This is a genomic window from Candidatus Liberimonas magnetica, from assembly GCA_020523885.1.
GTDB classification, from domain to species: domain Bacteria; phylum Elusimicrobiota; class Endomicrobiia; order Endomicrobiales; family JAFGIL01; genus Liberimonas; species Liberimonas magnetica.
Map to the genome: position 1 here is coordinate 1 of JAJAPY010000002.1, position 14,274 is coordinate 14,274.

The window sequence follows — 14,274 nt, forward strand, 5'->3', positions numbered from 1 at the left end:
ACAAACCCACTACAAACCATGTCAATTTTGCACTAGCAACTTGAACTTGGTGGGTATACCGCTCTACTTATAACGGCGGCTACAGCCTGCTTGCCACAGCCACAAACAACAGCTATGATGACACCATGGCTTCAGGCACTATCGTAACAGGAACGCTTTCTGCTACAGACGGCGATTTTTTCTCAAGGGTAGTATTGAACGTAGCTGATGCAAAATGCCTTTCCGGTACAACCTATTATTATAAAGTATCCGCGTTGTTCGGGTCAGCCGAGGGCGTAAAATCGGCCCCGAACCAGGGATGGGGACAGGGAAGTATTGACCCCAACGGCTACGATTACAATTTTTCGTTCACTGTTGCCGGGACTTTATATAACATAACTACCTCAAGTTCGAGCATATATAACAATTTTGATGCAAGCCCGCCGGCGTTGAACATCCCGAATACAAGCGCGACAGAAGGCACATATTACGACAAGGTAAAACTTACAGCTACAGGTGCAAGTATAACTCAAGGGTCGGTCTACTATTATAAGGCAAAAGTAAAAACCAATGACGGCGTTGCCAGCGGGTTCTCAAACCAGAACTCAGGCTACTGCAAGGGAGCTGTAGATACTAACGGTTACCAGTTCGAGTACAGCACATCCGCAACAAGCGCAAATTATTATGAAGTTTCAAGCAGTACTTCATCGGTATACGATTTTACGGGCTCATCAAGACCTACTATAAACCCGCCTACGAGCGTTTCTGCAGGCGACGGACCGGCAGGCGGGATAGTTATAAATGTAGCGGGCGCATCAGTAAATTCCGGTGCGGTTTACTATTACAGGGCCAGGTATAAAACCACGGACAGCGTTTATTCTGATTATTCTCATACAAGCGGCGGAGACGCCGGGTATTCCGCAGATACAATTAATCCTGATGGGTATAAATTTTACCGTTCCTCAGCCGGTTCTAACGGCCCATACTATGAAATAGCATCCTCAACTCAAACGAGTTTTCATGATTATACAGCTACCGGTACCATAACCTCTCCTTCAAACGTTACTGCGAGCACGAACCAGCCGGCTCAGGTTAACTTAAGCTGGTCAGGGGAGCTTATTACCGGAGCTACGTACTGGTACAAGGTTAAGTCAAAAAGCCTTTTAGGTGGAGCTACAAGCCAGTTAAGCACCTGGGACCAAGGAAGCAGTGTCCCTGGGGTAACAAAGTTCAGTGTGTACTGCGATACTATAGCATCAAACGGGAACTACTCAACATGGAAATCTTCGCCAACCGGGCATACGTTTTCTGATTCAGGGCTTGCAGCCAACTTCGGGCCTGTATACTACAAAATAAAAAGCTATTCCCCGGACTGCGGCTGGACATCTCTATCTTTAAGTACAGGTGTGGGGTATACAAGAGCAGCAATCCCGCAAGTAAGCTGTATCTCAAAAAGCAGCAACACCTGGTACAACAGCTCTTCGTTTACTTTTTTAAACGAACATGGATGGAATGCCACAGGAGTTGCTAAATACAAGATAGTCTGGGATACCAATACAACACACACCTTTAGTGGAGCGGAAATTGACTGGGTAGAGTCAAGCTCAGGCACGATAGCCGCAATAGAAGGTTCGTGGTACCTGCATTTAAAATCGTATAACAAAGCAAACCAAACGGATGCATCGCTTGAAAAAACTTTTGGGCCTTATTGCTACGACAAAACAACGCCTGCAATAGATATTACTTTCCCGGTTACGGATAACTGGTACAACGTAGTTATCACAAGTTTTATGGGGACAGCACAAGATAGCGGAGGAGCAGGGATAAGCACTACGACATATCAATACCGTATTAACGCAGGCACCTGGATAAATTTTAACAGCGAAAACAGCCTGCCGGACTGGAAAAACACAGCTCAAATTATAGGAGAAACAGCATCAAAGACTATAGAAGTAAAAGTCAAAGATAAAGCCGCAAATTCCGATATATCAAACCTCGTTACAGTCAAAGTCGACACTACCCCGCCTCAAGGGGTTATGGCTATAACGTTCCCTGAAGTAGCTGTAGCGAGCATGAGTATTGTTGCGAACAAACTCGTTGATTTAACCGAAGGGAGCACGTTCTATAAATTCACCTGCGTTACGGATCCCAGCTATGATACTGCCTGGCAGGTAAATAATAGCACAACCTGCTCTGGCCTGGGCCAGAACAAACAATACACGTTTAAATACCAGGTACGGGACGGCCTTGGAAATGCCACAAGCCAGAGCGTAGAGTTTTCAACTTACACCCTGGCGAAACAGCCTTTGACAGGTTATGTGTCTTCCCTTTCAAGCGGCAGTATAAATGCTTTCTGGGGCGATAACGGAAACCCGGGCGGAACACAGTATTTCTGCCAGCTGTCTTCGCAAACACCGTTTGCAGCTCTGGCAAATTCCGGCTGGGTAACTTCGTATCCCTTTGCTTTCGTAAATCTAATACCGGACACCACTTACTGGGCAAGGGTTAAAGCCCGCAATTTCGCAGGAAGAGAAACAGCTTATGTAAACCTCGGCTCAACTCATACGCCCTGCTCCAGGCCGGTTGACTTACGCTGTAAAACAGCAGGCAGCACAAACCTGGAAATAGAGTGGCAGCCAAACAATAATCCTCCCACTACTCTTTATGAAGTCATAACTTCATCTAACGGCTCTAATTACAGCACGGTATTTTCCACTACCAGCCTTTCTTTTCTGCATACGGGCCTGGCTGCGAACACTACTCATTATTACAAAGTACGGGCAAGAAACGCCAATATGGTTTATACGGGTTATACCCTTGCAAGCACGACCCACACGCTGTGTAACCAGCCCGGGGGTATAAACTTTGTCAGTGCGAATACCTCAAGCGTATCTTTACAATGGGACACAAGCAGTAACTCGGTCTCGACTCTTTACGAGCTCTCAGCTTCAACAGGCTCAAGCAGCAATTACGGCCTGATCCATACAGGCAAAAGCTCAAGTTATACACACAGCACTCTTACATCGAATTGCACCTACTATTATAAAGTCCGCGCCAAAAACCTCGACAATGTATATACGGATTATACAACGCCAGTTGATACCTACACTTTATGCGCTGTACCCGGCGTCAATAGTTTTACTTCAGTAAGTGCTACGCAGATAGATCTAGGCTGGACAGAGAACAACAATTCAAACTCGACCGTGTATACGCTGGAGTCATCTTCGGAAACTAACACTAATTACAAAATCATGTATCAGGGATTAGATAAAAACTATAACCACACTTCACTTTCTCCGAACGTCACGTATTATTTCCGTGTTCAGGCTACGGCATTATCCGGAATTAAAACTGGTTTTAATACCGTACTCAGTACCCACACTTTGTGCAACGACCCGGCGGATTTAGCCTTTAATTCTGTTAATTCTTCAAATATATCCGTATCCTGGAGCAAGAACAATAATTCAAACTCTGCCGTTTACGAGCTTGAAGCCTCAACGGGTTCAAGCAGCACTTATGGGGTGGTTTATACAGGTTATAACGTAAGCTACCTGCATAATTCTCTAAAGGCCAACACTACCTATTACTATAAAGTAAGGGCAAAGAACCTCGACGGCGCATACAGCGGCTATACTGCTGTAATTACTACTTTTACTGTGTGCAACCAGCCGGTAAACCTGCATGTTTCAACTGCCAGCCAAAACAGCGTTTCTGTAGAGTGGAGTACAAACAATAATTCCAATGAGACTTTATATGAAGTCGCCGCATCGTCCGGTTCGGGTTTTGAAACGATATTTGCAGGAAAAAACTCCGGTACTATCCATTCAAGCCTTACCCCGAACGTCACTTACTATTACAAGGTACGTTCCAAGGCCCTTAACGGTTTATATACACAGTATACGGCGCAGGTTACTACTCATACCTTATGCAGTACACCAGGGAGTGTCAGTTTTGTATCTGTACTGGAAAACCAGATAGGGCTTAACTGGACAGATAACGGCAATTCGGCTTCAACCCGGTACACCCTTGAATCATCTTCGGGAACAAGCGGCAATTACAAAAATATATACCAGGGCATAAATAAAAATTATACCCACACAACACTTTCGCCGAACGTAACGTATTATTACAGGGTTTATGCCACAAACCATGACGGAGTACAAACCTCGCCGGCCCTTGCCAAAAGTACGCACACGCTCTGTAAAGAACCTGCACAACTTCATTTTACTGTTGCCGGCTCAAGCGCAAATTCAATTTCCTGGAATACAAACGATAATTCGGGCTCAACTTTTTATGAAGTTCAGGCATCTACATACAACAGCAGTTCTTATGGGACTGTTTATATCGGTAAAAATACAGGGTATAACCATTCCGGGCTTGTGCCGAACGTTACCTACTATTATAAAGTGCTTGCAAAGAATTTAGACGGGGTACGCACTTCTTATACTTCGCAGGTAACTACCCATACGCTATGTACCATCCCGGGCGCTGTGTATTTTACTTCTGTTGACACAGCACAAATCCAGCTAGGCTGGTCAAAAAACAACAATTCAGATTCAACTGTTTATGAGTTAATTGTATCCAGCACCCTCGTTAGCTGGAACCCTGAAACAAGCGGTTATTCAAATTCCTATCTGGACCCTGGTTTAGCGCTTAATACAACGTACTGGTATAGAGTCCGTGCCAAAAACCTTGATAACGTATATTCGTATTACTCTGTTTTGAGCGGTACAGCAACCCTGGTTAATTCTCCTGTTGCAGAAGCATTTAGCGAAGTTGAGGTATCTTCGTTAACAGCGCACTGGCAGGAAAACTCTAATCCCAGCGGCACACGGTATTTATGCCAGGCATCGGAGGTAGTCCCGTTTAGCCCGGTAAAATCTTCAGGCTGGGTATTGGCCCAGTCTTATAGCTTTTCACAGCTTAGCGCAAACTCTACGTACTGGTTCAGGGTCAAAGGCCGCAGTCACAGCGCAAGGGAGACTGACTGGGTGAATCTAGGCTCAACCGTTACACGTATAGAGTCTCCTACAGGGGTTATCTTTGGCAGCGTTACTTCATCAAGCATAGAGGTTGCTCCCAGCGGCACGTTTACAAACCTGAATATTTCCAAATCAGGCGTGATTGTATATGAAACCACAGTGTCCAGCGATTCAGGATGGCGCAAGGCATCGAACTACTGGGTTTTGTCAGGCCTTAATCCGAGCACTACCTATTATTTCTGTTCAAGAACAAGGAATATGAACGGTAGGGAGAATCCTTTGACTTTAAATTATTCAAAAGCTACAAAAGCCCAGGCGCCGCCTTCACCTTCTATAGTAGGCGTATCCACTTCATCGGTGAGCCTGGTAATTAATACAGGCCTAAACCCGGCAAACGTTGCGTACTCGATAAGGTTCGTTGGAAACGGAAATACAAAGTATGTGCAGCCAAACTATACTTTAGGCGATTCGCAGGTATATAAATCTACCAGTGCATGGAATGGAACGATTGAAACTATCGGCCTTTTACAAAACACTTCGTATTATGTGTCAGTCAGCGCCCGGAATTCATTTATGGAAAGCACGGATTACAGCGCAAGCGTTTCAACCTATACATTGCTTAACCGGCCGGATGCGTCAGATATTACGTTGGTACCGAATTCCGGCCAGGACATACAAGTAAGCGTAAGTAACCCTATACAGGCTTTTAGCGGTTACACCGGAAGCGAGTTCGAATGTACTTCCGGAGCAGGCGGGAGCAATTCAGGTGTTTTGCCGGGAGCATATAATTACACGGATTCCGGTTTAAACGCCAACGGCCTGTACAGTTACAGGGCGAAGTACAGGAACGCCTGCGGCGTTTGGACAAACTACAGCGAAGTGCTTTCAACTTACACGAGGATAGAACCTGCCAGCGGAGTTGAATTCGGGACAGTAACGTCTTCTTCAATCGAAGTAAGGCCGCAAGGGACATTTTCCAATATAACATCCGGCAGTTCAGGAGTATCGCTATATAATATCACAACTTCAAGCTCAAGCGGCTGGTATAAGGAGCCTCTTGCATACCGGGTTTTCTCAGGCCTTGCGCCAAACACACTTTATTCATTTAATTCAAACTCCCGTAATATACTGGGCCTGCCTAATACCCCGTGTACAACAGCCACAAAATATACTTTAGCTAATACCCCGGTTAACCCTGCCGCTGTTGCCCAGGGGAATGCCCTTGCTTCAACAAAGGGTTACGTTGAACTTTCCTGGGAAAGAAATTTTAATCCGCCAGGGACCATATATGAATTATATTGCCTAAACAATTCGTCTGTTGTCTATACAGGCTCTGCTATAGCTTATGTAAATACAAATTTAAATGACCAGACAACCTATTACTATAAGCTACGGGCAAAAAATTACGGTAATCTCTACACACTTTATACCTCAACTGTATCTGCTTATACACCGGACCGTACAGCCCCTGCACAGCTTGTAAAACCGGTGGCAATCAATAAAATAGGTTTTGACGGCCTTATTACACTTTCCTGGACAACCGGGCCGGAAAGCGATATCAAAGGTTTCAACATCTATTATGCAACATACACCTTTAGCAATATAATCCAAAACAATGTGACATTATACTCAAACTCGCCGCAAACAAATCCAGATGCAGGAACCTGCGATATAGAAGGTTTATCCGGGAATTTAACGTACTATTTTGCGGTTACGGCTCAGGATATAACGGGCAACGAACACTTTGCGGTTACGCCCTCAGACGATAGCCGTCCTCTGGACAGAATGGCGCCAAACCGTATTCTTGACCTGGCTGCTGCCAGCGGAAGCACAGACGGTGCTGTTGAACTTATATGGACTGCACCGGGAAATAACGGGAATGCCGGCAAAGCAAGCAGCTATATTATCAAGTATGCCGAGTACCCTATCACTGAAACGAATTTTAATTCAAGCAGCCTGTATATAGAACGCGACGTTACAGTTGCAAGCGGTAACAGGGATTCTGAAAGCGTGGTTGGGCTTACTCCCGGTAAGTTCTATTATTTCGCGATAGCAGCTGTAGACAACTCATCGAACACTTCCTTGGTTTCCAACTCTTCAGGCACTTATTCATATATTCCACTGACGATTTTAACTGCAGAAACGGTTGACGATAATTTAAACGGGCAGATAGACGCATACCGGATAGTTTTTTCCACTAACGTTAACGACTCTTCCCTTGCTCAATCCGGGACTTCGGGTTTTGGTGTAGCGAAATACTCAAACGCGGTTTTTGTCAGTTCCGGCCTGCCGAACCATCCGGACACGGTAAATAATAGTCAGGTCTACGTGAGGTTTAAAGAAAGCGGGCTTGCAGATACCAACGCAAAACCGGAACTGACCTATGCCAAAGCAACCGGCTACCTTAGGAACCTTTGCGGGACATACCTTAGCGATGTGTCTGAATCGGACATTACTGAAATAGACGCCGTAGGACCTGTCCTGTTATCGGCGTCTGCAAGCGATGCTTCTGGAGGGCTGCCCGGTATCCAGGCAAACGACAAAGTGCAGCTTGTGTTCAGTGAGAATACAAATACTCCTGCGATCACAAAACTGAACATTGACGATGTATTTGTTCTCAGTAACGGGCATACCTGGAAAGACGGAGCCGGGAAAATAGTGTCAGCTCTATGGCTTGTCCCGAACATTCTTGAGCTAAAGCTTGCGGACAACGTTGTAGTGCCGAGCATTGTAGTAGGCGATACCGTTACTGTAAGCGGGTTACTTATCAAGGATGCAGCCGGCAATGCGAGCCTTAATTCGCTCAAGATCAGCGGAGACTTCGGGCTTGACGTATCCCGCCCAACGATAGTGTCCAGGGAAACGATGGACCTGAATAAGAACGGTTATATCGACGCACTAAAGATAACCTTCTCTAAGCCGATAAAAGATTCAAACCTCGTATTTGACCGGTTTCACATCGCAGGGGTCAGCGATGTGTCGTTTTCAAGCGATACCAACGACGATTCGGCTAACAACAGGGTCATATATTTTACGTTTAAGGACAATGTCTTAACGACCGACAAAACTCCCACCCTGCAGGCCGAGGAAAGCGCGATAAGCGATATGAACGATAATACGAACGAGTTTTCGCCTGCAACGCCGAGTTCTGACAAGGCTGCGCCTGTAATGGCAGCGGCGATAAGCGAAGACGGAGGCATACTTATTCCGGGCGTTGACGGCGATGATACCGCGGTCATTACATTCAGCGAGGAAACGATACAGCCCAATATTACGAGCTCGAACATTGATTCCGTATTTGTGTTGTCCAGCTCTCATACCTGGGGAAATATCGGTTCCGCGGAGTGGAATAAAACAGGCAACGCGGTTACCGTGCGGTTCAGCAGTATGAGCTACAGGGCTTCTATTGTTGTCGGAGACACTATTACTATTGACGGTTCAAGGATAAAGGACCTGGCCGGAAACGGTATAGCCTGTTCGATAGTGCTTTCAGGCAGTTTTGTGGGCATAGATAAGGTGTCGCCGCAGATAGTTTCCGTAGCCCCGAAGGATAAACAGGAAGGGGTAGTGCCGGAGGCCCTTATTGGGATAGTATTTTCAGAGAACATGGATAAGAATAATGCCGAAAACTCAATTTCCCTTCATATGGTAAGGGACAAAGACGGGCAGACTGCCTATACAGCGGTAACAGGAAATAAAAACTATGACTTTAAAAATAAAGAGCTCACTTTTACTCCTATAGCGCCGCTTTCTAAAAGCTGTATATACGAGGTAGCGGTTTCCACGCTTGCGGCAGATACCATAGGCAACCGCCTTGAAGGAAGGTTTACTTCCCGTTTTACGACTGTCCTGGATAATACGCAGGACAGTACTATTATAGATAATACCAACACCACAAAAATAGTGATAGAATCCGGCATACTGCCGCCTGACTGTGTAGTAAGCGTCATCACGGACCCTATACGCGATTGCAAAGAAGAAGACCGCAACTCCATAATTGCCGCAGTTCAGGAGATAAAGAAGACTAATAACCCTTTTAACGTTGTCCTTGAAGACTGTATAAGGGAGATAATCGTCACTTCTCCGGACGGGCAGGCTGTAGAGCGGATCTTTGAAAAACCTATAATGCTGACCATAGCCTACCATGACGACGACAACAACGGGATAGTCGACAAAACTTGCCCCCCTATAAGAGAAACCAGCCTTGTAGTCAGTTACCTGGATACAAAACACAATTTATGGGTAAGGCTGCCCGGCTCAAAAGTCGATGCGGTTAATAAAACAGTGACAGCGCCGTGCAGGCATTTTTCGATATTCGCTATCCTGGGCGCACCGGCAATGGACCTTTCTTTCGCCTATGCGTTCCCTGTGCCGTTCAAGGCGCAGGACAATAGCATTACTTTTACTAACCTCTCTTCAAACGCGGTTATCAAGATATATACGGTCACAGGAGAGCTCGTTAAGACAATAAACCATACATCCGGAGACGCCCAGGACACGTGGGACGTTAAAAATGAACAGGGTGAAGCCGTGGCAAGCGGCACTTATCTGTACCTGATCAAAAACGAACAGGAAATGAAGAAAGGAAAACTGGTAATAATAAGATGAGCAGTAAAATGTCATTGCGAGCCGAAGGCGAAGCAATCGCATAGTTAAAATATAGATTGCTTCGGCAAAAACGCCTCGCAATGACAAAAAGCTTAATTTTTGGATTTATTTAAGGTTTAGAATTCTGGATTTAAGTATTATACAGGAAATATAAAATGAAAAGCTGTGTTGCAAAAACCATCCTCCATAGTATATTTAGCATAGCAGCCATGCTTTTGGTTGCAGGTGTTAGTTTTGCCGGCGGGCCCGGCACTACAAGCGCTAATTTCCTGAAGTTCGGCGTAGGCGCAAGGCCGCTCGGGATGGGCGGGGCGTTCGGAGCTGTTTGTGACGACGTAAATGCCCTGTACTGGAACCCTGCAGGCCTTGCGAACATACAAAAATATAATGAACTGAGCTTTACCCACCATGAATTAGGGGAAGACATGAAATACGAATTCCTTGCCTATGCAAAGCCGTTCAGGAAAATGCGCGGTACCCTGGCATTCAGTTACTCAAAACTCGATATCTCCGGGATACAGGGTTATGATACGAGCGGGTATAAAACCTCCGTTCTTAATGCAAACGATACCGCTTTACAGGCCGGATACGGATACCGCATGATGCCTTACCTTATGTTCGGGGTAAGCCTCAGGTCTATAACCGAAACCCTGGACACATATTCTGCAAGCGCCTATTCAGCCGACCTGGGCTTTCTGTCTCAAATAAGCGTCGGAAAAAATAATTCATGTGGACTTGCGTTCGTAGTGCAAAACATAGGCACACCGATGAAGTTTATTAATGAAGGCTCACCTCTGCCTTTAAACATGAAGATCGGAGCTTCCTGGAAAACAGACCTGCTGGGGAGCGCTTTTATATTAGCGAGTGAATTTAATATGCCCTCTGACAACAGCTCGTTTTATAACCTAGGAGGCGAATTCAGGGTATATGATTTTATCGCCCTCAGGGCGGGCTACCAGTCAAAAGATGACGTATCGGACTCCCTAAGGACAGGCCTGGGCCTGAGGGTCAAATCTGTAGATATAGATTATGCGTTTGTCTCAAGGGGAGACTTCGACGTAAGCCAGAGGATAAGCTTTACCTTCAGGTTCGGCATGAAGTATGACGATAACCTGATCGTAAAAAAGATTGATAAGGAGTTCGAAGAGGGGGAGAAGTGTTTTAAGCAGGGCGACATGGTTGGAGCTTATCACAGGTTCAAGAACATCCTTCTTGTAGCTCCGGGGCATAAGAGAGCGCAGGAATACCTTGCAAAAACGGAACTCAAGATCGAGGAGGTCCAGATATCCAGGAATATCGAGGAACATTTTGTGTCAGGTGAAAAATATTTTATGGAGGATAATTTGAGTGATGCCCAGGCGGAGTTTGAAAGTATACTTGCCGTAGACCGCAGCCACCAGGGTTCAAAAGAATATATTGTAAAGATAAAGGCAAAGCTTAAAGCGATAAGCGACTCTCTGTTCCGCAGGGGAGTGGCTTTTTATGAAACCGGAGATTATGAAAATACTATCAGGGAAATGAATAAGGTCTTGACTTTCGATACAGAGCATGAAAAAGCAAAAGAGTATATCAGGCTGGCTAACGAAAAGATAAAACGGCTTGAAGTCCTAAAAAAGCAGCAGGCGGATGAGGAAGAACAGCGGAAGGCCGAGAAGAAAGTGCAGGCTGTGTTAAGCCAGGCAATAGAATTGTATAATCAAAAAAAGATGAACGAAGCTTTAAGTATGTTCAAGGGCGTTATAGAGATTGATTCTAAAAACAAGCAGGCACAGCAGTATATCACGAACATCAAAAAAAGCATAGCCGCCGATCTTTACCAACGTGCCCAGGAATTTTATAATGCCAAGGACCTCGAGAAAGCAGCAAAATACTGCAACGATGCGCTGGACGTATACCCTAACGATAAAGAATCACAGCAGCTCCTTGATAAGATAAATCCGGTACTTAATAAGGAAAAGCTGGCAAAGGCTGAAGAGTACAACAAGAAGGGGCTTGTTGCCTATTCTGAAGGAAAGATAGAAGCGGCTATAAATTACTGGAGCATGGCATTGAACTTCAGCCCGAATTATGAAGAAGCAAAAGCAAATATCAAACGGGCACAGAAAGAACTTGAGAAAAAACAACCACCCAAGAAATGAAGCTAACCTAAATAGTCCAAAAAATAATCCAAAATAATCCAAACATTATTGATTATTAAAGCTAATAATGGTATTATATTAACAGGGGAAGGGTATAAAACTACATTCTAAACCCTATCCCCTGACACCTGTACCCTGTCATTAAAAGGAGTTCCAGTATGAGGTTACGTACAAAGTTCAGCCTTTTTTCAAGCACCTTAATCATTATCGTCATAGCCGGGGTAAGCATCTTTCTGTTCATAGCGGAAAAGAGGCTTTTAATTAAAGAGATGAAAGAGAAACAGGTTACCATGGTCAAGGGGTTTGGCCAGGTAAGCAAAGAATCTTTGATCAGCAAGGACCAGATATCCCTTATTAATTATGTCAGGACCATTAAGGAAGAAAGGGGTGTCGTCTATCTGGTGCTTGTAGATTCACAGAATAAGATTATGGCTCATTCGGATATGTCCTTATTAGGTAGTGCAATAGGAGACAGTGTCGGGTTAAAAGCGCAGGAACCGTATCAGGATATAATCACCCAGATGTATAGAGACACTAAAAACGTTGAAATCGCAGATATAGCACTTCCGATAGTCATCTCTAACGAACGGGTTGCGACTGCCAGGATAGGGTTTTCCCAGGACGTGCTTAATGAGATAATAAAAAAGATACTGGACCAGACACGGAACAGGATCTTCGGCGTTGCGGGAGTCGCTCTTTTATTCGGGTTGATAGGTTCATTTATAATGTCACAGATCATGACCCGGCCTATTAAAAAAATGGTCGAGGGAGCCCGCCAGATCGGGCAGGGTAAACTTAATACCGTAATAAATGTAAAAAGTAAAGATGAATTGGGAGAGCTGGCGGATGACCTCAACCTGATGGCTAACCAGCTAAAAGAACTGGACCATATGAAACAGGACTTTGTCTCAAGCGTTACCCATGAGCTCAGGTCTCCTATGACATCTATTGGAATGAACCTTGACCTTTTTATTGAAGGTTCTTACGGCCCGCTTAACGACGAGCAAAAAAATACCTTGCGGGTTATGCGCGATAACGCATCAAGGCTCGGCAGGTTCATAAATGACCTTTTGGACGTGGCAAAGCTGGAGAGAGGGAAAATGGAGATCAGCCCGGTGCCCATGGCTGTTAACAGCGCTATCGAGGGTCCTATGCAGCTGGCTAAGGTCCAGGCCGATGCCAAAAAGATCGCCCTTACAGCAGAGATACCAGAAGGTATCTCCCAGGTTTACATAGACTCCGACCGTATCCAGCAGGTGATCACGAATTTATTAAGCAATGCCGTAAAATTCACACCTGAAGGCGGAAAGATAACCATCAAAATAAAAGATACCTCTGATTCCTTTATTCAGGTGAGTGTGTGCGATACCGGAATGGGGATCCCCAAAGACCAGATAGAGAAGGTGTTTGAAAAATTCGAGCAGGTCAAAGGCACCCGGGAACAGATCAAGGGCCCCAAAGGCACGGGCCTTGGCCTGGCTATCGTTAAGGCGCTCGTTGAACTGCACGGCGGAAAGATATGGGCGGAAAGCGAGTTGAAAAAAGGCTCAAGTTTTAATTTTACTTTGCCAAAATATAAAACTTAGCAAAAAGGGATAAATAGATGGCACAGGTTGTATTGGTTGTAGATGACGATAGCGCTCTGAGGTTTGCGTGCGTTGAGGCGCTTAAAAATGAAGGATATCAGGTACTTAATGCGTCGAGCGGGGAGGAGGCGACAAACCTTATTGATAAATATAAAGTTGATATGGTGCTGACTGATTATCAAATGGGAAAAGTCAGCGGCCTGGATGTTTTAAAATATGCAAAGTCAACTCATCCTAAATGCGAAGTAATAGTTATGACGGCTTATGCAACCTATGACCTTGCCAGAGAAGTTTTGCGGAACCAGAAAGGCGCTTCTTTTCTTTGTAAACCGATACAAGTCGCTGAATTAAGAGATTTGGTCAGAAAGTGCCTGCAGAAAAATGAAATCAAGAAGAATATAGAAGAAACAAAAGATAATGCCAGAAATATAAAATAAGATATTGCTGCAATGGCTGCTGTATGCTTAGCCCATTTTTTGTCTCCCACCGGGACAGTTCCAGACGGAGGAAAATGGATACCAAAAAGCCGAAAATATTGGTTGTTGATGATAACGATGACATACGTGCGGCATGTATCGCTTCCCTGAGAAATGAAGGTTATATATTGTCGCAGGCTTCAAGCGGCGAGATAGCTGTTAGGATGCTGGATATGTCTCAATATGACATCGTATTGACTGATTATCAAATGGGGGATATCAGCGGGCTGGATGTCTTAAAGAAAGCAAAAGAAACCTGTCCGGAATGTTGGGTCATTATGATGACGGCTTTTTCCAGCCAGGAGCTTGCCAGGGAAGTTTTACGTAACTATGAAGGCACTTCATTCTTATGCAAACCTCTTAACGTTGCTGCTTTGAGAGAAAATATTAAGTTATGCCTTGATAGAAAAAATTCAAAACAAATTTTTAAGGATGCCAAAAATATAATAAAGGACGTAAAAGCAGATTCCAAACAACAGCTCTAGGGAATCCTCTTAGCAGGTAA

5 protein-coding genes are annotated in these 14,274 nt (G+C 44.9%); all 5 read left to right on the forward strand.

The annotated features are described in order from the left end of the window. Nucleotides 1-125 precede the first annotated feature (125 nt). The 5 genes from LHV68_01510 to LHV68_01530 all read left to right on the forward strand — a co-directional run bounded on the left by LHV68_01510 (nt 126) and on the right by LHV68_01530 (nt 14,254). Entirely contained in the window at nt 126-9,569 is a 9,444-nt protein-coding gene (locus LHV68_01510) for an Ig-like domain-containing protein (GenBank protein MCB4790540.1), read from the forward strand. 155 nt (nt 9,570-9,724) lie between these two features. Then, a complete protein-coding gene (locus LHV68_01515; protein MCB4790541.1) occupies nt 9,725-11,707 on the forward strand; it encodes a PorV/PorQ family protein in 1,983 nt (660 codons plus the stop codon). Nucleotides 11,708-11,865: 158 nt separating this feature from the next. Further along, complete coding sequence (locus LHV68_01520) at nt 11,866-13,293, forward strand: HAMP domain-containing histidine kinase (protein MCB4790542.1); 1,428 nt, start codon at nt 11,866-11,868, stop codon at nt 13,291-13,293. 17 nt (nt 13,294-13,310) lie between these two features. Further along, nucleotides 13,311-13,730 (forward strand): response regulator, encoded by a 420-nt coding sequence (locus LHV68_01525; protein MCB4790543.1) that lies wholly within the window; start codon nt 13,311-13,313, stop codon nt 13,728-13,730. Nucleotides 13,731-13,804: 74 nt separating this feature from the next. Next, nucleotides 13,805-14,254 (forward strand): response regulator, encoded by a 450-nt coding sequence (locus tag LHV68_01530; protein ID MCB4790544.1) that lies wholly within the window; start codon nt 13,805-13,807, stop codon nt 14,252-14,254. The last annotated feature ends 20 nt before the right edge of the window (nt 14,255-14,274 follow it).

Excerpts from the sequence above, each read along its gene's own strand:
- LHV68_01510 (MCB4790540.1), top strand. The coding sequence starts at position 126 with ATGGCTTCAGGCACTATCGTAACAGGAACGCTTTCTGCTACAGACGGC.
- LHV68_01515 (MCB4790541.1), top strand. The coding sequence starts at position 9,725 with ATGAAAAGCTGTGTTGCAAAAACCATCCTCCATAGTATATTTAGCATA.
- LHV68_01520 (MCB4790542.1), top strand. The coding sequence starts at position 11,866 with ATGAGGTTACGTACAAAGTTCAGCCTTTTTTCAAGCACCTTAATCATT.
- LHV68_01525 (MCB4790543.1), top strand. The coding sequence starts at position 13,311 with ATGGCACAGGTTGTATTGGTTGTAGATGACGATAGCGCTCTGAGGTTT.
- LHV68_01530 (MCB4790544.1), top strand. The coding sequence starts at position 13,805 with ATGGATACCAAAAAGCCGAAAATATTGGTTGTTGATGATAACGATGAC.